27 protein-coding genes and 1 pseudogene are annotated in these 24,630 nt (G+C 67.3%); 9 read left to right on the plus strand and 19 right to left on the minus strand.

The annotated features are described in order from the left end of the window. Positions 1 to 291: 291 nt before the first annotated feature. Genes PARHAE_RS04510 through PARHAE_RS04535 form a run of 6 tightly spaced genes read right to left on the minus strand, consistent with a single transcriptional unit; the run spans position 292 to position 5,229 of the window. Positions 292 to 888, minus strand: coding sequence for a hypothetical protein (locus PARHAE_RS04510; RefSeq protein ID WP_241232666.1), 597 nt, complete (start codon positions 886 to 888; stop codon positions 292 to 294). Further along, complete coding sequence (locus PARHAE_RS04515) at positions 885 to 1,706, minus strand: ABC transporter permease (RefSeq protein ID WP_126153420.1); 822 nt, start codon at positions 1,704 to 1,706, stop codon at positions 885 to 887. Before PARHAE_RS04515 ends, PARHAE_RS04510 begins: the two co-directional genes overlap by 4 nt. Beyond that, a complete protein-coding gene (locus PARHAE_RS04520; protein WP_126153421.1) occupies positions 1,703 to 2,434 on the minus strand; it encodes an ATP-binding cassette domain-containing protein in 732 nt (243 codons plus the stop codon). The genes PARHAE_RS04515 and PARHAE_RS04520 overlap by 4 nt, the downstream gene beginning before the upstream one ends. Before the next feature lie 24 nt (positions 2,435 to 2,458). Then, complete coding sequence (locus tag PARHAE_RS04525; RefSeq protein ID WP_126153422.1) at positions 2,459 to 3,028, minus strand: cupredoxin domain-containing protein; 570 nt, start codon at positions 3,026 to 3,028, stop codon at positions 2,459 to 2,461. 36 nt (positions 3,029 to 3,064) lie between these two features. Then, positions 3,065 to 4,030, minus strand: coding sequence for a YVTN family beta-propeller repeat protein (locus PARHAE_RS04530; protein WP_126153423.1), 966 nt, complete (start codon positions 4,028 to 4,030; stop codon positions 3,065 to 3,067). Next, on the minus strand, positions 4,027 to 5,229 hold the full coding sequence (locus tag PARHAE_RS04535; protein ID WP_420899387.1) for an ABC transporter substrate-binding protein: 1,203 nt from the start codon (positions 5,227 to 5,229) through the stop codon (positions 4,027 to 4,029). Before PARHAE_RS04535 ends, PARHAE_RS04530 begins: the two co-directional genes overlap by 4 nt. A 164-nt stretch (positions 5,230 to 5,393) precedes the next feature. Here PARHAE_RS04535 and PARHAE_RS04540 point away from each other — a divergent pair, with 164 nt between their 5' ends. Both PARHAE_RS04540 and PARHAE_RS04545 read left to right on the plus strand, forming a co-directional pair. Next, positions 5,394 to 5,948, plus strand: coding sequence for an SRPBCC family protein (locus PARHAE_RS04540; protein WP_126153541.1), 555 nt, complete (start codon positions 5,394 to 5,396; stop codon positions 5,946 to 5,948). Next, positions 5,945 to 6,874 (plus strand): YncE family protein, encoded by a 930-nt coding sequence (locus tag PARHAE_RS04545; RefSeq protein ID WP_241232667.1) that lies wholly within the window; start codon positions 5,945 to 5,947, stop codon positions 6,872 to 6,874. The genes PARHAE_RS04540 and PARHAE_RS04545 overlap by 4 nt, the downstream gene beginning before the upstream one ends. Here the strand turns inward: PARHAE_RS04545 and PARHAE_RS04550 are convergent. The 5 genes and pseudogenes from PARHAE_RS04550 to fghA all read right to left on the minus strand — a co-directional run bounded on the left by PARHAE_RS04550 (position 6,849) and on the right by fghA (position 11,833). Then, positions 6,849 to 7,379 carry a PQQ-dependent catabolism-associated CXXCW motif protein gene (locus PARHAE_RS04550; protein WP_164555140.1) on the minus strand — a complete coding sequence of 177 codons (531 nt, stop codon included), beginning with the start codon at positions 7,377 to 7,379 and terminating at the stop codon, positions 6,849 to 6,851. The two genes, PARHAE_RS04545 and PARHAE_RS04550, sit on opposite strands and share 26 nt — an antisense overlap. Next, positions 7,376 to 8,188, minus strand: a complete 813-nt coding sequence (locus PARHAE_RS04555; RefSeq protein WP_206436867.1) for a substrate-binding domain-containing protein — start codon at positions 8,186 to 8,188, stop codon at positions 7,376 to 7,378. The genes PARHAE_RS04550 and PARHAE_RS04555 overlap by 4 nt, the downstream gene beginning before the upstream one ends. Before the next feature lies 1 nt (position 8,189). After that, positions 8,190 to 8,660 carry a c-type cytochrome, methanol metabolism-related gene (locus PARHAE_RS04560; protein WP_241232673.1) on the minus strand — a complete coding sequence of 157 codons (471 nt, stop codon included), beginning with the start codon at positions 8,658 to 8,660 and terminating at the stop codon, positions 8,190 to 8,192. 379 nt (positions 8,661 to 9,039) lie between these two features. After that, positions 9,040 to 10,833: pseudogene (locus PARHAE_RS04565) on the minus strand (methanol/ethanol family PQQ-dependent dehydrogenase); the annotation flags it as partial. 166 nt (positions 10,834 to 10,999) lie between these two features. Beyond that, positions 11,000 to 11,833 (minus strand): S-formylglutathione hydrolase, encoded by an 834-nt coding sequence (gene fghA / locus PARHAE_RS04570; RefSeq protein ID WP_126153426.1) that lies wholly within the window; start codon positions 11,831 to 11,833, stop codon positions 11,000 to 11,002. Between the two features lie 169 nt (positions 11,834 to 12,002). On the opposite strand from fghA, the gene PARHAE_RS04575 reads away from it, so the two are divergent. After that, positions 12,003 to 13,637 (plus strand): hypothetical protein, encoded by a 1,635-nt coding sequence (locus PARHAE_RS04575; protein ID WP_126153427.1) that lies wholly within the window; start codon positions 12,003 to 12,005, stop codon positions 13,635 to 13,637. Positions 13,638 to 13,652: 15 nt separating this feature from the next. On the opposite strand, the gene PARHAE_RS04580 is transcribed toward PARHAE_RS04575, so the two are convergent. From PARHAE_RS04580 to hrcA, 5 genes are all read right to left on the minus strand, one after another. Then, complete coding sequence (locus PARHAE_RS04580; RefSeq protein WP_126153428.1) at positions 13,653 to 14,294, minus strand: ATP-dependent Clp protease proteolytic subunit; 642 nt, start codon at positions 14,292 to 14,294, stop codon at positions 13,653 to 13,655. Positions 14,295 to 14,371: 77 nt separating this feature from the next. Further along, complete coding sequence (locus tag PARHAE_RS04585; protein ID WP_126153429.1) at positions 14,372 to 15,502, minus strand: S-(hydroxymethyl)glutathione dehydrogenase/class III alcohol dehydrogenase; 1,131 nt, start codon at positions 15,500 to 15,502, stop codon at positions 14,372 to 14,374. A gap of 91 nt (positions 15,503 to 15,593) precedes the next feature. After that, positions 15,594 to 16,178 (minus strand): S-(hydroxymethyl)glutathione synthase, encoded by a 585-nt coding sequence (gene gfa / locus PARHAE_RS04590; protein ID WP_126153430.1) that lies wholly within the window; start codon positions 16,176 to 16,178, stop codon positions 15,594 to 15,596. Positions 16,179 to 16,267: 89 nt separating this feature from the next. Beyond that, positions 16,268 to 16,795 (minus strand): nucleotide exchange factor GrpE, encoded by a 528-nt coding sequence (locus PARHAE_RS04595; protein WP_241232668.1) that lies wholly within the window; start codon positions 16,793 to 16,795, stop codon positions 16,268 to 16,270. 5 nt (positions 16,796 to 16,800) lie between these two features. Next, a complete protein-coding gene (gene hrcA, locus PARHAE_RS04600; RefSeq protein ID WP_126153432.1) occupies positions 16,801 to 17,856 on the minus strand; it encodes a heat-inducible transcriptional repressor HrcA in 1,056 nt (351 codons plus the stop codon). Positions 17,857 to 17,926: 70 nt separating this feature from the next. Between hrcA and rph the strand changes: the two genes are divergently transcribed. From rph to PARHAE_RS04630, 6 genes are read left to right on the plus strand one after another with little or no spacing between them, the layout of a single operon-like run. Continuing rightward, the gene (gene rph, locus PARHAE_RS04605; RefSeq protein ID WP_126153433.1) at positions 17,927 to 18,640 is read left to right on the plus strand and encodes a ribonuclease PH; all 714 of its coding nucleotides are present in this window, start codon (positions 17,927 to 17,929) and stop codon (positions 18,638 to 18,640) included. Further along, complete coding sequence (gene rdgB / locus PARHAE_RS04610; protein WP_126153434.1) at positions 18,637 to 19,245, plus strand: RdgB/HAM1 family non-canonical purine NTP pyrophosphatase; 609 nt, start codon at positions 18,637 to 18,639, stop codon at positions 19,243 to 19,245. The genes rph and rdgB overlap by 4 nt, the downstream gene beginning before the upstream one ends. Next, the gene (locus tag PARHAE_RS04615) at positions 19,238 to 19,612 is read left to right on the plus strand and encodes a RidA family protein (protein ID WP_126153435.1); all 375 of its coding nucleotides are present in this window, start codon (positions 19,238 to 19,240) and stop codon (positions 19,610 to 19,612) included. Before rdgB ends, PARHAE_RS04615 begins: the two co-directional genes overlap by 8 nt. Beyond that, positions 19,609 to 20,793: a radical SAM family heme chaperone HemW gene (gene hemW / locus PARHAE_RS04620; protein WP_241232669.1), complete on the plus strand. Its 1,185-nt coding sequence runs from the start codon at positions 19,609 to 19,611 to the stop codon at positions 20,791 to 20,793. Before PARHAE_RS04615 ends, hemW begins: the two co-directional genes overlap by 4 nt. A 1-nt stretch (position 20,794) precedes the next feature. Further along, a complete protein-coding gene (locus tag PARHAE_RS04625) occupies positions 20,795 to 21,148 on the plus strand; it encodes a YbaN family protein (protein WP_126153436.1) in 354 nt (117 codons plus the stop codon). A 2-nt stretch (positions 21,149 to 21,150) separates the two neighbouring features. Beyond that, positions 21,151 to 21,714: a DNA-3-methyladenine glycosylase gene (locus PARHAE_RS04630; protein WP_126153437.1), complete on the plus strand. Its 564-nt coding sequence runs from the start codon at positions 21,151 to 21,153 to the stop codon at positions 21,712 to 21,714. On the opposite strand, the gene lhpI is transcribed toward PARHAE_RS04630, so the two are convergent. Genes lhpI through PARHAE_RS04645 form a run of 3 tightly spaced genes read right to left on the minus strand, consistent with a single transcriptional unit; the run spans position 21,711 to position 24,627 of the window. Next, on the minus strand, positions 21,711 to 23,381 hold the full coding sequence (gene lhpI, locus PARHAE_RS04635) for a cis-3-hydroxy-L-proline dehydratase (protein ID WP_126153438.1): 1,671 nt from the start codon (positions 23,379 to 23,381) through the stop codon (positions 21,711 to 21,713). The genes PARHAE_RS04630 and lhpI overlap by 4 nt on opposite strands. A gap of 4 nt (positions 23,382 to 23,385) precedes the next feature. Beyond that, entirely contained in the window at positions 23,386 to 24,426 is a 1,041-nt protein-coding gene (locus PARHAE_RS04640; RefSeq protein WP_126153439.1) for a proline racemase family protein, read from the minus strand. A 9-nt stretch (positions 24,427 to 24,435) separates the two neighbouring features. Continuing rightward, positions 24,436 to 24,627 carry a tautomerase family protein gene (locus tag PARHAE_RS04645; protein WP_126153440.1) on the minus strand — a complete coding sequence of 64 codons (192 nt, stop codon included), beginning with the start codon at positions 24,625 to 24,627 and terminating at the stop codon, positions 24,436 to 24,438. Between the last annotated feature and the right edge of the window lie 3 nt (positions 24,628 to 24,630).

Consider the following 24,630-nt stretch of genomic DNA (forward strand, 5'->3'; position numbering starts at 1 on the left):
GAAACCTGGCACCAGTTCCTCGACGACTTCGTTAGCGATCCTGAACTCGCGCAACGCTTCAAGGCTCAACCGCCGCGGTAACAATCGGCCGGTTACGTTGGATCAATGGTCAATGGGGCGGAATCAGGAAACGCACTGCGTTTCCCCCGCCCTTTGCACAACGGTGCAACCAGAGACAGCGACGCCCCACGACCACCGAAGGCCGGCGCCCGCCTGGTCGGGCCTTGAAGGCCCGGCGGTTCAGGGGGAAATGTCGCGACGTGGCGAAGGGATGGCCTTCGCCAATCCCCCTCAGTCCTCCAGATGCCCGGCGATCGCCCGGCCCAGGGCAAAGGCGCGCTGCTCCAGGATCACCGGCGTCTCGCAGACATAGGTCAACGACTGCTGGCGTTCGGTGAAGACCCGCTGGTCCCAGTCCAGCGCCTCCTCGGCGGCGTCGATGGCGTCGAAATCGGGCGGGTCGGCCTGCTCCATTTCGACCATCCTGGCGCGGCGTTCCTCGATTCGCCGGGCCAGATCGACCTGGCTGTGGCCGTATCGGGCGATGCCCGCGATCAGCGCGGCGCGGTCGGGTTCGATCTTGTCCATGATCGCGACCATCAGCGCCGTCAGATGCGCATCGTCCGCGTCCTTCGCGAACTCGGCGATGGCGGCCTCGGCTTCCTCCAGCGGCAGGCGGCGCTGTTCCAGCCGGGCGGCAAGCGCTTCGATCTTCGGGTCGCGGGCCAGGTCCGCCACCCGTTCGTCGGGAACCGGCCCGGTCCAGACCTGACCCAGCGACAGATGCGGCTGCTTGCGCTGGATGCAGGGCCAGTCGGGATCGGTGCCGGTGGCCGCCCAGACGGGCGCTGCGGCAAGCATCAGGGCGAATGCGATGGCAGGTTTCATCCCCTCTCCTTCCTTCTGGCCCAAAGGCCCTTGGCGGGATCATACATGAAGACGGCGGCGCCGAAAAACACCGCAAGGCAGCCCGCGACCACCGCCAGAGCCTGCCCGTTCCATTGCAGATACAGCGCGAAGCGGATCAGTTCGACCGCATAGGTGAACGGGTTCGCCGCGCAGATGTCGTGCAGGAGCGGCGAGCTTTCCCGCATCCGCCACAGTGGATACAGCGCCGAGGACGCGAAGAACATCGGGAAGATCACGAAGTTCATCACGCCCGCGAAATTTTCCAGCTGCCGGATGGCGGATGACAGGAACAGCCCCAACGCCCCCAGCATCAGCCCCGACAGGACCAGCGCCGGCAACACCGCGACATAGCCCCAGGCGGGCGGGCGGATGTCCCAGAACCAGGCAATCGCCAGAAAGGCATAGGCCTGAATGATCGACACGATCACGCCCGCCATCAGCTTCGATCCCAGCAGGAACCATCGGGGAAAGGGGCTGACCAGCAACGTCCGCATGGCCCCGGTTTCACGGTCATAGACCATCGACAGCGACGACTGCATGCCGTTGAACAGCTGGATCATCGCCACCAGGCCGGGGGTCACATAGACCTCGTACAGCACATAGGTCTGATAGGGCGGCGTGATCGACAGGCCCAGCACGGCGCGGAAGCCCGCGGCGAAGATGAACAGCCAGACCAGCGGACGCACCAGCGCGGCCAGAAATCGCCCCCGCTGCTGGACGAAGCGCAACGTCTCGCGCCAGGCGATGCCGCGGAAGGCGGTGAACCAGGCCGACGGGGGAAAGCGGCGTTCGGTCATGCGGCGGCCCCGGTCAGGGCCAGGAAGGTCTGGGTCAGCCCGGCGGGTCCGGCGATGGCGGCGGCCTTGCCCGCCCGCAACACGCGGCCCCGGTGCAGGATCACCAGGTCGTCGTCGGGCTGGATCTCGTCCAGGATATGGGTGGCCCACAGCGCCGAGACACCCTCGGCCGCGATCAGGCGGCGGGTCAGGGCCAGAACCTCGGCCCGCGATTTCACGTCCAGACCCACGGTCGCCTCGTCCAGCAGCAGCAGGTCGGGGCGGTGGACCAGCGCGCGGGCGATTTCCGCGCGCCGCTGCTGGCCGCCCGACAGCGCCGACACGCGGTCGTTGGCCCGGCTTTCCAGATCCACCTGCGCCAGCACCTGGGCGATGCGGTCGCGCGACCGGCGGCGCGAGATGCCGTGCAGGGCGGCGTGATAGGCCAGGTTCTGCGCCACCGTCAGGTCGGCATCCAGGGCGCGGCTTTGGAACACCGCCCCCAGGCGGGCCATTGCCTGGGCAGGCTGGCGGCGCAGGTCGTGGCCCGCGACCTCGATGCTGCCGGACACGTTGCTGTAAAGCCGCGTCACCAGCGAGAACAGCGTGGTCTTGCCCGCGCCGTTCACGCCCAGAAGCGCGGTGAAGCTGCCGCGCGGCACCGTCAGCGACACGTCCGACAGCGCGGAAACGCTGCCGAAGCGGTGCGACAGGCCGGTGATGCGCAGGGCGCAGGCCGGGTCAGTCAAGAACGGGGTTCCCCATCGCCTCTCCTATTGGATGTTGAACACCGCCTGCTGGGTGTCACCCGAGGATCCGGGAATCGACAGTGTATAGCGTCCCGGCGTCACGGCAACAAAGCTGATGGTCGCAGTCCCGGCATTGTCGAATTCGATGCTGTGGACGCCCATCGGCCGGATCTCGATGTCGTTGATGACGATCTCGTTGATCCAGATGGCGCGGAAGAAGTCGCCGCCCGACAGCGCCAGTTCCTGACTGCCGTCCGCATTGATGTCGATGCGGTAGAAGCCGCCCGATTTCAGGGTGTATTCGCCCCCCGCGACGGGCGATCCCGATGCCAGCGTCAGCGGCGCCAGATCGGTGCGGTTGTCACGCGCCATGATGCCGGAAAAGCCGTAATCGAACTTGCCCTGGGCGTCATAGGTGGCCGCAGCCTCGCCCGCGTCCTCGCCTTCATCGTCGTCGTCGTCATCCTCCTCGGCTGCCGCGGCATCGGGGGCGGCCTCGGTCGCGGCGGCGCCTTCGGGGGCGGCGGTCTCCTGCGCGGCGGCAGGGACGGACAGGCCGGCCATGATCATCAGGATGGTCAGCAAACGGGTCATCAGGTTTCCTCCCTCACAAATTCGATTCGGTCCGCCTCAGTTCGGCGCGACCACGACGCCCCAGGGCTGCTGGCCCACGGGGACGGATTTCACGACTTCGCCGGCAGCCACGTCGATCACCGACACGTCGTTGGAATTGCCGTTGGTGGTGAACAGGTATTTCTCGTCCGGGGTGAAGGCCATCTGCCAGACCCGCTGGCCGACCAGCAGGTAATCCGTCACCTCGTCGGTTTCGCCGTCGATCACGGCGACGCGGTTCGACGGGCCAAGCGCCACGAAGACCTTCTTGCCGTCATTCGTCACCCGCACGCCGACCGGCTGGATCGCCTCGGGCAGCACGCCCGGAACCTCGAAGGTGATCTTCTTGGTGATCTGCTGCGTAGCGGGGTCGATCACGCTGACGGTGCCGCCGATCTCGGCGCTGACATACAGTTTCGTGCCGTCGTGGTTGTATTCGGCAAAGCGGGGGCGCGAATCGACCAGCACGTTCGCGACGATCTCGAACGTGTCGGTGTCGATGAAATGCGCCATGTTGGTGGTTTCCGAGGTGTTGATGACGATCTTGCCATCCGGGCTGACGCCCATGCCCTCGGGTTCGACGCCCACCGGGATTTCGGCCAGAACCTTGTGGGTCTTCACGTCGACCACGGTGACCAGGTTGTCATCCTCGTTCGCGACATAGAGCGGGTTGCCCGAAGGATGCAGCACGAACAGTTCCGGGTCGGGGCCGGACGGCAGGGTGTGCAGCTCCTCCATGGTGTTGGGATCGAACACCCGGACCAGGTTGTCGTCGGACGCGCAGACGTAAAGTTCGGTCCCGTCCGGGGAAATGGTGATGCCGCGCGGGCGGTTGCCGACCGGATAGGTACCGATCACCTCCAGCGTCTCGCTGTCCAGAACGGTCACGTCGTTGCCCTTTTCGTTGCTGACGAAGACGCGGTTGGCCAGGGCGGGTTCGGCCAGGACCGCAAGCGCCGGGGCGAGGATCAGGATATGTTTCATGGAACCTCCGGGAATGTGCATTCGGTTTCGGGGCGGTCGATGCCCAGCGTGTCCAGCGCGCTTGTCTGGTGCAGATACTGGTCCTGCGGACTGACCGAGGTGGTCAGCACCCCCGTCGTCAGCAGGATCGGCTGACGAACCTGGTGGTCCCAGTCGCGCACCGTCAGCTTCTGGCCCTTGAAGCCTGCCACGTCGAACTGGTCCGACAGGATGAATTCGCGCAGCGTGGCCGGATCGGCGGACTGGGTGCGCGTCGCGGCCTCGCCCACGATGCGCAGCGCCAGCCAGGCCTGATAGTCGTCCTCTCGGATCGGGCGGTTGGCCAGCTTTTCAAAGCGGTTCTGAAACTGCATCGCGCCCCAGGCCTCCATCGCGGGATGCCAGCTTCTGGGCACCAGTCCGGCGGAACCGGCGACGGGGCGGGGATCCCAGGTCAGATAGGGCAGATAGGGGGCGAAGATGTCGCTTTCGTCCGCCGCGACCAGGATGTCGTAATCCGGCGCGCGCTGCGTGAAGACGGGCATCTGCGCCTGAACCTGCACATGGCCCGAATCGGTGCTGCGGGCGCCGCCGGTGTCTTCATAGACCCGTTCCTCGACGATCTTGGCGCCGAACTTGGCAGCCGCGCGGCGATAGGCGGCGGCCAGATCCTCGTCCTCGGGGTGGCTGCCCTTGACCAGCAGCCAGTCGGGCCAGTTCTTCCACATCAGGAACTGCGCCAGGGCATCGGCCAGCATCGCGTGGCTGGGCGCGACATGGATGGTGTTGGCGCGGCAATCGGCCCCGCGCAGGTTGTCGCCCCGCGCCCGCGCGTTCAGCAGCATGGCCCGGTCGCCCGCCTGGTCGGCCAGGGCCAGCGTGGTCGCGCCGTCCGCCAGTACCACGACGAACTGGATGCCGTCGGCGATGATCCTGTCCAGCTCGGCCGCCGCCGTTTCGGGGCTGGCCGTGACCTCGACCGCCTCGAAATCCTGGTTCATGAAGCGGCCGGTGGTGTCGTTGTCCTCGATCGCCAGACGCGCGCCTGCGAAGCCCTGGTCCGCGACCGGCAGATCCAGCCGGGAAATCGGCGGCAGCCTTTCGGCGTCCACGCGCAGCACGGCGGCGCGGATCTGCTGCATCTGCGGCTGCTGCTGGGCCAGGGCAGGTCCGGCCAGCGCGGTGGCGCCAGCCAAAAGTGCTATGATTCCCTTGAACATTTCATCTCTCCCTGTGGGTCATGTTGGGTCGCGGACCATCCTGGGACAAGACGGTTTATGTTCCCGGCGCAGCCGGGAAGATTTGGATCAATCTTAGGTCGTATGGACGCGGGCGGGCGGCCGTCGCATGGTCGAAGGGCATTCGACAGAAAGCGGAACAGATGATGCAGAAGATCCTGGGCCTTGCCGTTGCCGCCACGCTGGCCCTGACCCTGACAGCCCAGGCCCATGGCCCGTCGCGGCTGAAGACCGAACAGTCGGTCGTGCTGAACGCCACCCCGGACGAGGTGTGGCAGACCATCGGCAAGTTCGACGACTTCGATTGGCACCCCGCCGTCGCCAGCACCGAAATCACGCCCGCAGGCGCGCCCGCCGATATCCCCGAGGAATCGACCCGCATCCTGCACCTGAAGGCGGAAAGCGGCGATCCGACCATCACCGAAAAGCTGATGTCCATCGACCCCGACAAGCGGCAGTACAAGTACATGATCACCGATGTCGCGGTCGAGATCCTGCCGGTCACGAACTATTCGTCCACCCTCCAGGTCAAGGACAAGGACGGCAAGGCCGAGGTGGTCTGGAAGGCCGGGTTCTATCGCGGCTATCCCAACAACGATCCCCCCGCGAACCTGAACGACGACGCGGCCATGGCGGCGGTCAACGGCGTCTATCAGGCGGGCCTGGACGCCCTTGCCGAACGCTTCGGCAAGGCCGAGTGAGGCTTGCCGCCCTTGCCCTGATGCTGTCATCCCCCGCCCTGGCGGGGGATTTGGCTTTCGTGACCAGCCAGAACGCCGACATGGTGACGCTGGTCGATACCGCCTCGGGGCAGGTGCTGGCCCGGACGCCGGTCGCGGGCAAGCCCGCGCCGGTGGCCTATGACCCCGCAGCGGGCCGCGCCTATGTGATCGCGGCGGAAACCGGGCGGCTGTCCGTCATGGACGAAAGCGGCGGCGTGACCGCCAGCCGCGATCTGGGCGAAGGCGCCTTCGGCCTGGCGGTGGCGCCGGGGGGTGGGCTGTTCGTGACCGACTGGTTCGGGGCGCATCTGACCCGGCTGGACGCCGATCTGAAACCGCTGTGGCAGGTGCCCACCGGCGCCGCCCCTGCGGGGGTGGCGGTCAGCGATGATGGGCGACGGGTGGCGACGGCGGATCGCGACGACGACCGGATCACCATCTTCGACGCCGCGACCGGGACGCTGCTGCACCGGGTGGCGACGGCGGGGGCGCATCCCTTCGGGATCGCCTTCCACGACGGGCGGTTCTGGACGGCGGATGTGCAGGGCGACACGGTGTCGGTGATCGACGCCGCGACCGGCACCTTGGCGGGACAGGTGCCGACCGGCAGCCATCCCTATGCCGTGGCCTTCGCCGGGGGGCGGGGCTTCGTGACGAACCAGTATGCGGGCACGCTGACGGTGTTCGACCCCGCCAGCCTGGCAGTGCTGGATGAAATCCCCGTCGGCGATTACCCCGAGGGGATCAGCCCCCTGCCCGGCGGCGATGCGGTGGCGGTCGCCAATTGGGACTCGGACACGCTTGTGCTGATCGATGCCAAAAGCCTGGCGATCACGGCAGAGATCGACATGCCGTCGGGTCCGCGCGCCTTCGGGCAGTTCACGGGTCGGCAGGCACGGCCCTGACCAGCGGCGCGCCGCCTGCGGCCAGCCAGCCCTCGATCCCGCCGGGGAACCAGTGGACGCCGGTATAGCCCAGGGCCACCGCGCGGCGGGCGGCATTCCAGCTCATCCAGCAGTCGGCGCGGCAGAAGATCACCAGCGGCGCGGCCTTGTCGCCCCGGGACGCCTGGTCCAGCCCCCGTTCCAGCCGCGCCTGTTCGGCGGGGGCCAGGTTTTCCCAGCCGGTATCCCACAGCCAGACCGCGCCGGGGATCGTCTCGTGCGGCGGTTCGCGCCAGAGGGTGCCTTCGGGCAGCCCCTCGGGCCGGGTCTTGCGCGGCAGGACGTCCAGGAATGGAACGCCCTGGCCATGCAGCCGCAGCGCCTGGGCCGCGTCGATGACCACGGCGCCTCGCAGGCTGGCGGGGACCGGGGCGCGGTAGGGTTCGCCCCGATAGGTTTCGGGTTCGGGAACCTGGGCGGCGGCCGGTCCCGCCAGCAGCAAGGCCAGCAGGACCGCGCGGATCACTGGATCAGTTCCTTGCCGTAATCGTCGACCAGCGGAACGCCCGCGTCGCGCAGGATGGCGTGGATCTCGTCCTGGTGGCGGCGGATCAGGCTGTTCAGCTGCCGCTTCCATTCCTGTTCCGGCAGCCGCACCCCCATGGTGATGCGATAGAACATCTTCGGCCCCGAGGTTTCCTTCAGCAGCGGCGTGAACTGCAAATCCGGGTCGTCCTTAACGCGCGGCCCGGCCAGCGGCCCCCACAACACGGCGGCGTCCAGCGTGCCGTCCTTGACCCCCGCGATCAGATCCCCCACCGGATCCTTGACCCGCCGGTCCACGAACAGGTCGGCGCCGCGCATGTCCTTGGCCAGCCCGGCCTGCGCCATGATCGTGGCAGGCGGCGATCCGGCGATCACCCCGATGGGATGATCCTTCAGCGCCGGATCCGTCAGGTGATCGACCCCCGCCAGATCGCCGTCCCTGCGCGTCACGATGCCGAAGACCGAGGTGTAATAGTGGTTGGTGTTCTGCACCAGCTCGTCGCCCTGGGCATAACCCATGACCACGTCGCAATCCCCGGCCCGCAGCGTCCGGGCGATGAAGCCCATGCCCGACGGGAACCAGGTATAGGTCACCGGCACGCCCAGCCATTCGCCGAAGGCCTGGGCCAGCCGGTTCTCGAAGCCGGTCCCGTCCCGCGTCGACATCGGCGCATTGGCCGGATCCGCGCAGACACGGAACTGCGTGGTGGACCGCAGATCCGCCACCTGGGCCGCCGCAGGCGCCGCGCCCAGGATCACTGCCGCCATCAGCCAGCGAAGGATGCCCATGTCACATCGACATGCAGGAATCTTCCTGCGCGGTATATTCCTCGGACTTGTCGGCGCGTTCGGCGGGACGGCCGCGCGGCAGCTCGTCGGTGCCCCGTGCCAGCAGATAGACATAGATGTCGTCGATATAGCACCAGACGTTCTTGTTGGTCCCGAACGCAGGCATCACCAGGTTGGCGGCGGTGTTCACGTCCTGCTTGCCCGAGGCGACGATCTCCTGGAAGTCGTAGTAATCCATCCGCAGCACCGAGGTCTTCAGCGCGGGGGCATAGGTCGACCCCTCGCCGTCGGGACCGTGGCAGACATGGCATTCTGCGGAATAGCGGCGGAAACCGTTGAAGGTCGCGAAATCGACGACGCCGTTCTCGATCTTGAAGGTCGGAATGCCTTCCGCGTTGTACCAGCGGCCGTTTTCCTGGCTGACAGGGGTGATGTCCATGCCGTTGGGAAGGGTGGTGGCGCCTTCGGCCATCTCGACCGGCGCATCGCCCACCTGTCCGGCGGCGGGATCCGCAGGGGCCGCAGCCGCCGCGCCCGATGTCGCGGCCGCCGCGCCTGCGCCGGCTTCGGCGGGCGGCGGGGTCTGGGTCGTCGTGTCCTGCGCCCAGGCGGTCGTTGCCATTGTCGCGGCAAGGACCAGCGACGCAAGGCTGGTGATGGCGTTCATGCTGTCATTCCTCCCAAAGGTCAATTTACCCGTCCTCCCCAGGTAAAACTCCCCCCGAGATTATCCTCGGGGGGAGCGATGGATAGCGCAAGTTTGCGTTAGCGGGCCGAAAGTATTAGCCGCTGGTGCCACCTTCGGCAGGCGCCGGTTCCGCTGCGGGTTCCGCTGCGGCCGAGGCTTCGCCCGGCAGTTCGAAGACGGTCAGCTGGCCGCCCAGTTCGGTGTAATCCGACAGCGCGGCATATCCGCCCACGGCGCCCAGGCCCTCGTTCGGGTTGGTCAGACCGGCCGCCAGACCGATCCCGGCCCAGCCGCCGACACCCGACAGGACGCCGATATACTGTTTGCCGCCATGGACATAGGTCATCACGTTGCCGATGATCCCGGACGGGGTCTTGAACCTGTAAAGCTCTTCGCCCGTATCGGCATCGACCGCCTTCAGATAGCCTTCCAGCGTGCCATAGAACACCACGTCGCCAGCGGTCGCCAGGGCGCCCGACCAGACCGAGAACTGTTCAGGCAGCGACCACTTGATCTTGCCCTCGATATTGTCCCAGGCGATGAAGTTGCCCATGCCGCCATGGCTGTTCGGGGCCGGATACATCGACAGCGTGGCGCCGACATAGGGCTGGCCCGCGGTATAGGCGACGCGGAACGGTTCATAGTCCATGCAGACGTGGTTGGTCGGCACATAGAAGGTCTGGGTCTTGGGCGAATAGGACGCGGGCTGCTGGTCCTTGGTCCCCAGCGCCGCCGGGCAGATGCCGGTGGTGTTCTCGTCCTCGCCGTTCTGGGCGGTCGAGTATTCGGCGACCACCTGCGGGCGGCCATACTGGTCGCTGTTGGGGTCCATCTCGACATGGGTGGCCCAGTTCACGGCCGGGTCGAACTTCTCGGCGACCAGCAGTTCGCCCGATTCCCGGTCCAGCGTATAGGCAAAGCCGTTGCGGTCGAAATGGGTCAGCAGCTTGCGCATCTGGCCGTCGACTTCCTGGTCGGTCAGGATGTTCTCGTTGACGCCGTCGAAGTCCCATTCGTCATGGGGCGTCATCTGATAGAACCACTTGGCCATGCCGGTGTCGGCGTCGCGCGCCATGATGGTCATCGACCAGCGGTTGTCGCCCGGCCGCTGCGACGGGTTCCAGGTCGAGGGGTTGCCGGTGCCGTAATAGATCAGGTTCAGATCCGGGTCATACGAGAACCAGCCCCACAGCGTGCCGCCGCCGATCTTCCACTGGTCGCCTTCCCAGCTGTTCAGGCTGCTGTCCTTGCCGATCGGCTTGCCCAGATGGGTGGTCTTTTCGGGATCGACCAGCATGTCTTCGTCGGGGCCGGTCGAATAGGCCTTCCAGGCCACCGTTCCGTCCGCCAGGTTCAGCGCGGTCATCCGGCCACGGACGCCGTATTCGCCGCCCGAGACGCCGACCATCACCTTGTCCTTGACCGGCATCACGGTCGCGGTCAGCGTTTCGCCGATGGCCGGATCGCCGATCTTGGTGGACCACTTCACTTCGCCCGACTTGGCGTCCAGCGCCACGACGGTGGTGTCGGCCTGCGACAGCAGGACCATGCCGTCGGCATAGGCCAAGCCCCGGTTGACGGTATCGCAGCACATGACCGCGATGACCTCGGGATCCTGCTGGGGTTCATAGCGCCACAGGATCTTGCCGTCATTGGCCAGATCCAGGGCGAAGACGTTGTTGGGGAACGGCGTGTGGACATACATGATGTCTCCGATCACCAGGGGGCTGCCCTCGTGGCCGCGCAGCACCCCGGTCGAGAAGGTCCAGGCCACCCGCAGGTCGGCCACGTTGTCGCGGTTGATCTGGTCCAGTTCGGAATAACGCTGGTTGGCGTAGTCGCCGGTCTGGATCGCCCATTGTTCCGGTTTGGCGGTCTCGGCCAAGACGCTGTCATTGGCATAGGCCGTGCCCGACAGAAGCAGCACGGCGACCGTGCTGTTCAGCAATCTTTTCATGAAAGTTCCTCCGCTGTTGGACGCGGGCGACAGGTTCCCTCCTCCGGTCGCCGTCCTGGAGGTAGTCTTTGGCGGACAATGCCTTGCGTCAATCTGCCGCCCCGGCAATTGCCCCTAAAGTCTTAGGTTCAAATGCCAGAGCGGGCGGGAAATTTCGGCAAGCCCCTTACAGCAGTCTTTCGGCGTGCCACATCACATGATCGCCCATGAAGGACTGGACGAAGAAATAGCTGTGGTCATAGCCGGGCTGCATCCTGAACTGCCCCGGCTGGCGGCGGGCCATCATCGCCTGGGCCAGCGATTCGGGCCGCAGCTTGTCCAGGAACTGGTCGGCGCTGCCCTGGTCGATCAGCACCTCGCCCGGAAAGCCGCGTTCGGTCATCAGGATCGTCGCGTCATGGGCGCGCCAGGCGCTGCGGTCGCTGCCCAGATAAGCGGTCAGCTGCTTCTGGCCCCAGTCGGATTCGGTCGGGTTGGCGATGGGGGCGAAGGCCGAGACCGACTTGTAGCGTTCGGGATGGGTCATGGCGATGGTCAGGGCGCCGTGCCCGCCCATGGAATGGCCGGTGATGCCCATCGCCTCGCGGTCGATGGCGAAATTGGCGCCGACCAGTTCCGGCAATTCGTGGACGATGTATTGCCACATGCGGAAATGCGGCTTCCAGGGATCCTGGGTGGCATCGACGTAAAAGCCCGCGCCCTGGCCCAGGTCATAGGCCTCGTCGTCGGCCACCCCCTGGCCGCGCGGCGAGGTGTCGGGAAAGACGATGGCGATGCCCGCATCCGCGCACCATTGCTGGGCGGCGGCCTTGGTCATGGCGTTTTCATGGGTGCAGGTCAGGCCCGACAGATACCACAGCACCGGCACGCGTTCATGCGCCACCAGTTCGGGCATGAAGACCGCGAAGGTCATGTCGGTGCCGGTCGATTGCGACGTGTGGCGGTAAACGCCCTGGGTGCCGCCGAAGCTGCGGTTTTCCGAAACGGTTTCAAGGCTCATCTGATTCTCCGTCTTTGCCTGATGGGCCATAGGCGGCCCGAGTCGCGGGCATCAAGGCGAAATTCGGCATCGGCGGCAATGGCGAATGGCCGATCCTGCCACGAAGGCAGCGGTCTCCATGCCTGCGCGCTTCTTGCGGCCGGGGCCTGGCCGGGCCTATCCTGCGCGCATGACCACGATCCTTCACCGCCTTTGCCTTCTTGCCATGATCGGAGCGGCGCTTCTTGCCGCGCCAGCCAGCGCGGCGCCGGCCCAGCCGCTGACGATAACCGCGCAGACCTCGCCGGACGGCAGCAGGCTGGGCCTGTCCTGGACGGCGCGGGGCGGGGCGATGCCGCAGGTGTTCCGACGGAACCTTGGACAGACCGGCATCGAAAGCTGGGCGCCCTATCAGCCTGAAATTCTTCTGCCGCAGCGCATTCTGGATGTCGGGCTGCAGCCCGGCCAGGCCTATGAATACCAGATCAGGCTGGAGACGGGGGACAAGACCCTGATCGGCTATTGGACTGCGGGCACCAAGGTTCCGGTCGCGCCACAGTCGGGCCACGCGGTGCTGGTGGTCGACGACACGCTGGCGGCTGTCCTGGCCGACCGGCTGGACCGGCTGATGATGGATTTGCTGGGCGACGGCTGGACGGTCACCCGGATCGACGCCCCGCGCAGCGCCTCGGATCCCGCCGATAACATGATCCGCGCGATCGCGCTGCGCCAGCGGATCAGCGATGTTCTGACCGCGAATCGCGGCGCGGCCTCGGTGCTGCTGATCGGGCATCTGCCGGTCGTCAGAAGCGGCTGGATCGCACCGGATGGCCATGACAAGCATCCACAGGCGACCGACCTGTTCTATGTGACGCCGGATGCGTTCTGGCGTCCCGCCCAGACACCCACGGGCGAGCTTGCGCTGCACCCGACGCTGATCCCCGGCGGCCATATCGCGGCCCCGATCGGGCGGGTGGATTTCGCCGACCTGTCACCCGCATTCGGAACCGAGACCGATCTGCTGGCGGCATGGCTGGACCGCAACCACGCCTGGCGGCGGGCCGAGGCGCCGGCGCCCCCGCGCGCCTATGCAGCAAGCGACCATCTGACCGTGGAAAAGCTGGGGCTTGTGAACATTCTCGGCCCCAAAGCGGTGATCGAGGCCGGGCATCACAACCATCAAGGCAAGGGGCCATACCTGTTCGGCATTGATTTCGGCAGCCATCGCGGCCTGGACTATGCCGAAAAGCCGCCTGTCGAGGCCGTCTTCACCATCAATTTCGGCAGCGGAAAGCAGCAATTCGACCGGGGCGACAATCCGATGCGGGCGCTTGTCGCGGCCTCGGACAGGGCGCTGACGACGGCGTGGGGCGGCAGGCCCTCATGGCTGCTGCACGGGATGGCGCTAAATGAGACCATCGGGCAGGCGCAGATGCGGACGGCGAACAACGGCGATGTCACCAAAGGCAAGTTGGAGACGCGCGAATACGGGCTGACGGGCAATTACGACTGGATCAATCCGGTGTGGGTCAATCTGATCGGCGACCCGACGCTGCGACCCTTTCCGCAGCGCCCGGCGACGGAATTCACCGCCACCCGCGACGGTAAAGGCGTCCGGCTGGGCTGGCGCCTGCCCGAGGATGCGGACTCGGCCGTTCTGGCCGCCCGCGGCCGGACAGGTCGTGATACATGCGATCCGCCCGCCGGGGGATATGGCCCCGACAGGGTTCGTGCCAAGGGCCTGCCCGTCAAGTTCAGCGATAAAACGGCTGAAGGATCGCCCAGATGGCGTCGTGATCCGTGGCCGCCACGGGGCGGATGGTGACCGCCCCGCAAGCCATTATTTCAGTTCGTCCACGCTGCGGATGACCTTGCCCAGAAGGCCGTAATCCAGCGCCTCTTGCGTGTTCAGCCAGAAATCGCGCTGCGTGTCCTTTTCGATCCGCTCGACGCTCTGGCCGGTCGCCTCGGCGAAGATCTGGTTCAGGCGGTCGCGCATCAGGCGCACCTGTTCCGCCTGGATCATCATGTCCGAGGAGGTGCCGCCGATCCCGCCCGAGGGCTGATGGATCAGAAAGCGCGTGTTGGGCAGGCAGAAGCGGTTTTCCTTCTTCGCCGCGACGAAGATCAGCGCGCCCGCCGACGCCACCCAGCCCGACCCGATGGTGCGCACAGTGGGGCGGATGAACTTGATCACGTCATGGATCATGTCGCCCGATTCCACATGCCCGCCGGGGGACGAGATCAGCATGTTGATCGGGCGGTCCGAGTCCTCGGCCAGGGCCAGCAGATGCGCCACGGTGCGCTGCGCCAGCTTGTCGTTGATCGTGCCCGCGACGATCACGGTGCGCGACTTGAAATACAGCTTGCCGATCTTGTCGCCTTCGGGAAGGCCCAGGCCGCCGTCCTTCTCGCCCTCGTGGCGCCGGTCGTCCTCTTCCGGTTCGTCGTCGTCGTCATCGTCCAGCCACTGGTGACGCATCGGCCTGCTCCTTTATTCCTCATGGCGACGGCGGGACCATGGCCCCGCCGTTCTTTTACCTATGCAGGGATGAACGATCAGTAAAGGACGACCGAACGGATCGACTCGCCCTTGTGCATCAGGTCGAAGCCCTTGTTGATGTCGTCCAGGCCCATGGTGTGGGTGATCATCGGGTCGATCTCGATCTTGCCGTCCATGTACCAGTCGACGATCTTGGGCACGTCGGTGCGGCCGCGCGCGCCGCCGAAGGCCGTGCCCTTCCAGATCCGGCCGGTGACCAGCTGGAACGGACGGGTGCTGATTTCCGCCCCGGCCGCCGCCACGCCGATGATGATCGACTGGCCCCAGCCGCGATGGGTGCATTCCAGCGCGTCGCGCATCACCTTGGTGCTGCCGGTCGCGTCGAAGCTGTAATCCGCCCCGCCGATCTGGTCGAAGGGGGTCTTGGTCATCTCGACGATATGCTGGACGATGCTGCCGTCGATCTCTTTGGGGTTGACGAAATGCGTCATCCCGAAACGCTCGGCCATCTCTTTCTTGTCGTTGTTCAGGTCGACGCCGATGATCATGTCGGCGCCCGCCAGCCGCAGGCCCTGGATCACGTTCAGCCCGATGCCGCCCAGGCCGAACACGACCGCCTTCGCGCCGATTTCCACCTTGGCGGTGTTGATCACCGCGCCGATGCCGGTGGTCACGCCGCAGCCGATATAGCAGATCTTGTCGAAGGGCGCGTCCTCGCGGACCTTCGCCACCGCGATTTCCGGCAGCACGGTGTAGTTCGAGAAGGTCGAGCAGCCCATGTAGTGATAGATCGGCGTGCCGTCCAACATGCTGAACCGCGTGGTGCCGTCGGGCATCAGGCCCTTGCCCTGGGTGGCGCGGATCGCGGTGCAGAGGTTGGTCTTGCCCGACAGGCAGGACGCGCATTGCCGGCATTCCGGGGTATACAGCGGGATGACGTGATCGCCCGGCTTGACGCTGGTCACGCCCGGCCCGACCTCGACCACGACGCCGGCGCCCTCGTGGCCCAGGATCGCCGGGAAGATGCCTTCGGGATCATCGCCCGAGCGGGTGAATTCGTCGGTGTGGCAGATGCCGGTGGCCTTGATCTCGACCATCACCTCTCCGGCCTTCGGGCCTTCCAGGTTGACTTCCATCACTTCCAGCGGCTTGCCCGCCTCCAGGGCGACGGCGGCACGGGTTCTCATCACACTTCTCCTATCCGTTCGGGCGTTCTTTTATAAAGCCACAGGGGCCGCGAGGCGGCCCCTTGGTTGTGCGTGGGGATCGCCTGGGCCGTCAAGCCGCCAGCTTGCCGGACCGCTTGGCGACATGGGTCGCGATGGCGTCCATCAGGGGCGGCGACAGCGCGTCATAGGGTTCCAGCCCCAGTTCGCGCAGCCGCGCCCGGATGCCGTCCATCCGCGACGGATCGACGCCGGATTCAATCACCGAGGACACGAAGGCCGCGAATTCCGGGGCCGACCAGCCATCCTCGGACGACAGTTCGGTATGGACGAAATCCAGGCCATAGAACGGATGGTCCTTGTTCTCGATCCGGCCGTACATGTGGACGCCGCAGTCCCGGCAGGCGTAACGCTGGATGGGCGCGTCCTTGTTGACGACCTGCAGCTTGTCGCCGTTTTCCACCACCTGGATTGCGTCGCGCGACACGACGGCGACCTGGCTGAAGATCGCCCCTTCGGGCTTCCAGCATTTCGTGCAGCCGCAGACATGATTATGCGCGGTCTGCGCGCCGACCCGGACCTTGACCGGGTTCGTCGCGCATTTGCAGGTCAGGATCCCGCCCGAAAAACTGGCATTGCCTTGCTTGATGCCGTTGTCGACGGCGGGGTGAATCTTCACCCCTTCAGTACTGGCCATGGTCCTTCCCTCCCGATGAACCGAACGTCTTGTCAACGTCGCGCCATCGGGAGCTTTCGGCAAGTCAGCGGAAGGTTGTAGCAAACCCCTCAGCTGGCAGGGGTCGAGGATACGCCGACCTTGGCCGGGCGCAGCAGCCGGTCATGCAGGCGGAAACCGTTGTCCATGACCTGGATGATCTCGCCCTGAACGGTGCCGGGGACGGCGGCCTCGAACATCGCCTCGTGTTCCAGCGGGTCGAACTTGTCGCCCGGCTTGGGGGTGATCACGGCGATGCCATGCTTGGCGAAGACGTTCGACAGCTCACGCAGGGTCAGCTCCACCCCCTCGATCAGGGCGGCGGCGGCGCGCTGTTCCTCGCCGGCCGCGTCCAGCGCGCGGGTCAGCGCGTCATGGACCGGCAGCAGATCGCGGGCCAGACGCGAGCCTCCATATTGCTCGGCGTCGCGGCGGTCCTTTTCGGCGCGCTTGCGCGAGTTTTCGGCATCCGCCAGGGCGCGCATGAACTTGTCGCGGTATTCGTCGCGCTCGGCGGTCAGGGCCGCGATCTCGTCCGCCGGGTTGGCCAGCGGATCCGCCAGGATGTCATCACTGGGCTGTTCGTTCTGCTCGTTCATCACTCTCATCCTTTCCGGCCGGACAGGGCCCGCCCGACCAGCTGCGCGGTATAGTCGACGATCGGCACGATGCGGCCGTAATTCAGCCGCGTCGGTCCGATGACGCCCACCGCGCCTACAATCTTCCGGTCGGCATTCATATAGGGCGAAACCACCAGAGCGGAACCCGAAAGCGAAAAAAGCTTGTTTTCCGATCCGATGAAGATCCGCACCCCTTCGCCCTTCTCGGCCAGTTCCAGGAATTCCACGATGTCGCGCTTGCGTTCCAGGTCGTCGAACAGCACCCGGATCCGGTCCAGATCCGCGACCTCCTGGTCCAGAAGGTTGGCGCGGCCGCGCACGATCAGGCGCGGGTCGGACGATTCGGTGTCCCACAAGGCAAGCCCCGACTGGACCAGTTCGGCGGCCAGCACGTCCAGTTCCTGACGCCGCGCCGCGATCTCGCGGCCGATCTGGCCGCGCAGTTCGGACAGGGTCTTTCCCTCGGCCATGGCATTGAGGAAATTCCCCGCCTCGCGCATGGACGAGGGCGTCTGCCCCGCAGGCGGCGTGAACAGGCGGTTTTCCACATGCCCGTCAGCGAAGACCAGCACCACAAGCGCGCGGTCGGGGCCAAGGCTGACGAATTCGATATGGCGGATCGGCGCCTCGTGCCGGGGCATCAGCACCAGGGACGCGCCGCGCGTGATCGAGGACAGCACCGTGCTGACCCGGTCCATCAGCACGCCGGTATCGGGATCGTCGTTGCCCAGGGTCTGGTCGATGGCGGCGCGGTCGGTGGCATTGACGGTATCGACCTCCATCATGCCGTCCACGAACAGCCGCAGCCCCTGCTGCGAGGGCATCCGCCCGGCCGAGACATGCGGGCTGTCCAGCAGCCCCATGTATTCCAGATCCTGCATGACGTTCCTGACCGTCGCCGCGCTGAGCTTCTCGGTCAGGGCGCGCGTCAGGGTCCGCGACCCCACGGGTTCGCCGGTTTCCAGATAGGTCTCGACCACGCGGCGGAAGATCTCGCGCGATCGGTCGTTCAGATCCTGCAAAGGCGTCTTCTGGTCCATGTCCCTCGCGGGGTTGCGTGAAGGGCCGCCGGGGCGGTATGGGGCAGCGATCTTCGCGAAAGGAATGACCATGCGCCCGTCTGGCCGGAATCTAAGCCAAATGCGTCCGATTTCAATCGAAACCGGCGTGATGGCCCATGCCGAAGGGTCGTGCCTGATCCGCGTCGGCAACACCCATGTGCTGTGCACCGCCTCGTTGGAGGAAACGCCGCCGCGCTTCCTGAAAGGCACCGGCCTGGGATGGGTGACGGCGGAATACGGCATGCTGCCGCGCGCCACCAACACCCGCAACCGGCGCGAGGCCGCGGCGGGCAAGCAGACCGGCCGCACCCAGGAAATCCAGCGCCTGATCGGGCGCAGCCTGCGCGCGGGCGTGGATCGCAGCGCGCTTGGCGAACGCCAGATCACCATCGACTGCGACGTGATCCAGGCCGACGGCGGCACCCGCTGCGCGGCGATCACCGGCGGCTGGGTGGCGCTGCGGCTGGCGGTGAACAAGCTGCTGAAGGCGGGTGCGATCTCCAGCGACCCGATCCTGGATCACGTCGCCGCCGTGTCCTGCGGCATCTATGCGGGCCAGCCCGTGCTGGATCTGGACTATGCCGAGGACAGCGAGGCGGGCACCGACGGCAATTTCGTCCTGACCGGCGCGGGCCGGCTGATCGAGGTGCAGATGTCTGCGGAAGGCGCGACGTTCAGCCGCGACCAGATGGGGCAACTGCTGGATCTGGCCGAGGCGGGCATGACCGACCTGGTCGCCGCCCAGAAGGCCGCCCTGGCATGAGGGCCTTCACGGACAAGCGCCTGCTGGTCGCCACCCATAACGCGGGCAAGCTGGACGAGATGCGCGCCCTGCTGGCCCCTTACGGGGTCGAGGTCGTCGGCGCCGCCGAAGCCGGTCTGGCGGAACCCGCAGAAACCGAGACCACCTTCGTCGGCAATGCCCGCATCAAGGCCCGCGCGGCGGTTGAAGCCACAGGCCTGCCCGCGCTGTCCGACGACAGCGGCATCTGCGTCGATGCCCTGGACGGCGCTCCGGGCGTCCACACCGCTGACTGGGCGGAAACCGGCCAGGGTCGCGATTTCCGCATGGCCATGCAGCGCACCTGGGACGAGCTGGAATCGCGGAACGCCCCGATCCCGCGCCGCGCGCAATTCCGCTGCACGCTGGTGCTGATGTGGCCCGACGGCCATGACGAGGTGTTCGAGGGCGTCCTGCCCGGCCAGGTCGTCTGGCCCCCGCGCGGGGTTGAAGGCCACGGCTATGACCCCATCTTCATGCCGGACGGTCATGACGTGACCCTGGGCGAGATGCCGCCCGCGATGAAGAACAGCCTCAGCCACCGGGCGCGGGCGGTAGAGCAGATGATAAGGGGCAGCTTTGCATAGGATTTCCACGGGATCGCCCTTCGAGGCCGCGATGGGCTACAGCCGCGCGGTGGTCAAGGGCGACTGGTGCTTCGTGTCGGGCGTGACCGGATACGACTACGCCACGATGGCGATGCCCGACGATCCCGCCCAGCAGGCGCGCAACTGCTTCGCCACGATCTTTTCCGTGCTGGACCAGGCGGGCTTTGCCCCCGCCGACATCGTGCGCGTGCAATACACCGTCACCGACGCCGCCCTGGTCCAGGCGATCACCCCCGTCCTGGGCGAGGCCCTGGGCGAAATCCGCCCCGCCGCGACCATGGTCGTCGCGGGCCTGATCCGCCCGGAGATGAAGATCGAGATCGAAGTGACGGCGTTTCGCGGATGATGCTGCCGGGGGCCGACAGCTTTGTGGCAGAGGACTGGCGGGCGGGGGGCTTCGGCCTGTATGTCCACTGGCCGTTCTGCCAGGCGAAATGCCCCTATTGCGACTTCAACAGCCATGTCGTGCCTGCCGTGGACCAGACCCGGTGGGCCGCCGCGCTGTCGTCGGAAATCGCCCGGCTTGGCGCGGAACTGCCGGGCCGCCACCTGGGCAGCATCTTCTTCGGCGGCGGCACGCCCTCGCTGATGCTGCCCGAAACCGTCGATGCCGTCCTGCGCGCCGCCCGCGCCGCCTGGGGCTTTGTCAACGACATCGAGATCACGCTGGAAGCCAACCCGACCAGCGTCGAACGCACCCGCTTCCAGGGGTTCGCCGATGCGGGCGTGAACCGCCTGTCCATGGGCATCCAGGCGCTGAACGACGCCGACCTGCGCCGCCTTGGGCGGATGCATTCGGTCGCCGAGGCGTGCGCGGCCTTCGACGTGGCGCGGTCCTGCTTCGGCAGGGTCAGCTTCGACCTGATCTATGCCCGGCAGGGCCAGACCCGCGACGCCTGGCGTGCGGAACTGGGCCAGGCGCTGTCGATGGCGGTCGATCACCTGTCGCTGTATCAACTGACCATCGAGCCCGGCACCGCCTTCGGCGCGCGCGCTGCGGCGGGCAAGCTGCGCGACCTGCCCGACGACGACCTGGCCGCCGACCTGTATCTGGAAACCCAGGACATCTGCGAGGCGGCGGGGATGGCGGGATACGAGACCTCGAACCACGCCCGCCCCGGTTCGGAAAGCCGCCACAACCTGGTCTATTGGCGCCAGGGCGACTGGGCTGCGGTCGGGCCGGGCGCGCATGGGCGCATTACCCTGCCGCAGGGCCGCTTCGCGACCGAGGCGCATCGCGCCCCCGGCGCCTGGCTTCACGCCGTCGAGACCCGGGGAACGGGGGAATCCCTGCGAGAGTTGGTGCCGATGGATGAACAGGCCACGGAATACCTGCTGATGTCGCTGCGATTGTCCGAGGGCCTGGATCTGGCCCGCCATGCCCGGCTGGCGGGCGCACCGCTGGACCCCGCGACCATCGGCCGCCTGAGCGATCTCGGCATGGTTTCGACGCAGGGCGGCCGGTTGCGCGCCACCCGCGACGGGCGCCCCCTGCTGAACGCCATCCTGCGCGAACTGGCGACCTGAGATGCGGCGGCTGTGGTATGTCCTCGGCTTGATCGCCCTGGCCCTGGGCATCGTCGGCATCGCCCTGCCGGTCCTGCCCACGGTGCCCTTCCTGCTGCTGGCGGCGGCCGCCTTCGCGCGCAGCAGCCCGCGCCTGGAACGGCGGATCCTGGATCACCCGACCTATGGCCCGCCGGTCCGGGCCTGGCGCGAACGCGGCGCGATCAGCCGGCTGGCCAAGATCTGGGCGACGCTGGCGATGGCCGGCGGCGTCGGCTTCAGCCTGATCGCCGGGATGCCGATCTGGGTGGTGACGATGCAGGCGATGATCTGCACCGCCATTGCCGCCTTCGTGATCACCCGCCCCGAGGCGTGATCATGACCGGCCCGCTTGCCGACCGGATCCTTGGCCTGGGCGCGGTCGATCTGGCCCGCCGCCTGATCGGCGCCACCCTTCTGGTGCGCGGCGCGGGCGGCACCATCATCGAAACCGAGGCTTACGGCCGCGACGACCCCGCATCCCACAGCTTTCGCGGCCCGACGCCGCGCAACGCCTCGATGTTCGGACCGGCGGGCCACGCCTATGTCTATCGCTCCTACGGCATCCACCTGTGCCTGAACGTGGTCGCCCGTCCGGGCGAGGCGGTGCTGATCCGCGCCCTGGCCCCCACCACGGGGATCGCGGCGATGACGGCGCGGCGGAACAGCCCCTTGCTGTGCAACGGGCCGGGACGGCTGACCCAGGCGCTTGGCATCCGGGCCGAGGACGACGGCAGGGCCTTCGCGGGATCTGATTTCACCATCGCCCTGCCCCCGGACCCGGCCGATCTGCTGGTCGGTCCGCGCATCGGCATCAGCCGCGCGCAGGATCTGCCCTGGCGTTTCGGCCTGGCCGGAGTGCGCGGCCACAGCCGCCCCTTCCCGCCGCAGCCCCGGTCCTAGGCCAGCCAGTCCGGCAGGGCGTCGCTGGCGCGGCCCGTCAGGGCGGCCTGAATACAGCCATCCAGGCTGCCGAACCGGACTGCGCAGCCCGACAGGCCGGGGCCGTAATGGGCGTATTTGCCGGAATTGGTCATCAGCGTCCGGGTCCGGTCCGGGAAAACCGGGCGGGAAATCGAACACCAGCACAGGTCGGGAAGAACCTGGACGCCCGACTGTTCCAAGGCGGCCAGCGTGCCCTCGGCGCGGGCCTGGGCGATGGTGTCCCGCCCCGCCGTCAGGATCGTGGGCACCGCAACCTGCCGGCCCCCCAGCCCCAGGGCCAGGGCGCGGCATTCGCCCAGCGAGGCATGGGGGCTGCCCAGGGCCACCAGGTCGATCCGGGACGGACCATCGTTCAGCAGCCGCCAGCCGTCGCGCATGTCGTCCAAGGTGATGCGGCAGTGGTCGGCATCCGGGGCGACATGACCCGACTCGGGCGTCACGCCCTCGACATGCAGCATCGGCGCGGCCGAGGTGGTGCCGAAGGCCGCGCACAGCGCCTTCAGCGCCTCGATGCCGGGCCGGGCGGCGGCCAGTCCGCGCAACAACGGGATGCGGTCGGGCGACAGCCGCCCGGCCAGCCAGCCCAGCAAGGGCCAGAACGCGTCGTCCGCCCCGGCGGGCGGGGCCAGGTCGATGATCCGCCGCGCCCGGCGGTGCCGGTCCAGATAGACCCCGGCCAGCGGCGCACGGCCGGTCATGGCGATGCACAGGTCCAGGAAATCGGGATGCTTGGCGGTGCGCGCGCCCAGCACGCTGTTGGCATAGATCACCGCGTTCGATTCCGCCCAGGCGACCGCCTCTCCCGCCGCGGGGGCGCTGTCCAGAAGATAGGGCGAGCAGGTGAAGGTCGGTCGGCAGCCCATCGCCACATAGGCATCGGCCAGCCGTTGCGCCGGGCGGCCGAAATCGGGCGGCACGCCCTGCGCCCGCCAGTTGGCATGATCGACCGAGATCGCGTTCATGGTGGTCGGCACCCGGACCCGCGCGCCCAGCGACGCCATCCGTTCGGCGAAGGTCAGGTTCGCCGGGCTGGCATAGATGCAGCCGTCGATATGGGCCTGGGTCACGTCCACCAGCCGTTCGGCCCCCTGCTGGGCGGCCATCGCGCAGACGATCCGCATGGCCAGCGCGGTCGCGGTGCCGTCGGCGCCCTCCAGCATCGCGCGATCGTCGGGCGTCAGATCCAGCAGGGCCGTTGCGGGCGGTCGGACCGGGATCGCCAGATCGCCCGCGACGATGCCGTCCGGGCCGATCCGCGCCAAATCCCGGCCCGCCAGCGCGGCGAAATCGGCGGGCGGCAGGCGCAGCACCGGCAGGGAATGGCCGAACATTTCGGCCGCGATCAGGGCGCCGAGGGTCACGACATCCTCGGGCTGGGAGAACACCAGCGCCGCCGGGCCGCGCCCGGATAGGACCAGATCCAGCAGGACGCCCGATCCGGTGCAGGAACCGCGCGTCGAGGGCATCATCAGAACCGCCCCGGTGACGGCGCGGCCATGCAGCGGGTGATGCATGTCGATCACCGTCCCGGTGGCCGGATCAACCCCGCCCCAGAAGCTGAGCGGCTCGTCGCTGGCCAGGACCGGCCCTTCCGCGACGCCCGGCAGGATCGACAGACCGGCCATCGCGTTATTGCTTCAGCGTCGGCGTCACGCCCCAGGTGTCGGACAGCATGTATCCGGTCTGCCAGGGATCCTCGGGGTCCAGGTAATAGCTGTGCTGCCCGGTGATCCAGGCCCGGCCGGTGATCTGCGGGATGATCGTGGTCCGCCCGGCGTTTTCCCGCACCTCCAGGATCTGGCCGGTGAAGCGCGATCCGATGATGGATTCGTGGATCAGCACATCGCCCCGGCCCATCAGCCCGCGCGCCTGCAACACCGCCATCCGGGCCGAGGTGCCCGTGCCCGTGGGCGAACGGTCCGACCGGCCGGGCGAGACGATGCAGGTATTGCGCGCGACATTGCCCGGCCCGTTGAACGGCATGGCGAATTGCACGATGGACACGCCGCGCACGTTCGGGAAGTCGGGATGGACCACCTCGAACTGTTCGCGCGCGGCCATGCGGATCTTTTCGCCCAGGGCCGCCAGATCGCGCGCCTCGTCCGGGACGATCTGGAAGCCCAGGGCCTGCGCATCGACGATGCCGAAGAACATCCCGCCATAGGCGATGTCCAGCGGGATGGTGCCGTGGCCCGGAACCTCCAGCGCGCCGTCCAGGACGGCGGCGAAGGCGGGGGCGTTGCGGAAGGTGACCGACCGGCACTTGCCGCCTTCGCATTCGGCCGTGACCTCGATCACGCCGCCGGGCATGTCCAGCTTGAAGCGGGTGACGGGTTCGACCATCGGCACCATGCCGGTTTCCAGCAGCACCGTCGCCACGCAGATCGTGTTCGACCCGGACATCGGGACATATTCGGTCGGCTCCATGATGATCGCACCGGCCGCGCAGCCGGGGGTGATGGCGGGAACGATCAGGTTGACATGGCGCGCCACGGACCCCCGCGGCTCGCAGATCAGCAGGCGGCGGATATGGTCGTGGTCGCGCTCCATGGCGATCATCCGCTCCATCATCGTGGCGCCTGCGGGGGGCAGCACGCCGCCGACGATCACGTCGCCGATTTCACCTTCGGCATGGCAGCCGATCACGTTGATCGAGAGGCGGGTTCGCATCGTGCTGTCCTAGTCCCTGGGCGCGGCATGGGAACGCCCTGCGACGAACCAGTCCTGCGGCGCGGTTTCCTGGAAGATGATCGTGGTCGCGGCGGGGCTGATCCCGGCGGTCTCGTGCAGCAGGCGGGTGATGCCTTCGGCGATCTGCTGCCTGGCCTCGGCGCTGCGGCCGGGGAACATTTCGATACGGATCAGAGGCATGGG

It is taken from the genome of Paracoccus haematequi, from assembly GCF_900631945.1.
GTDB lineage: Bacteria > Pseudomonadota > Alphaproteobacteria > Rhodobacterales > Rhodobacteraceae > Paracoccus > Paracoccus haematequi_A.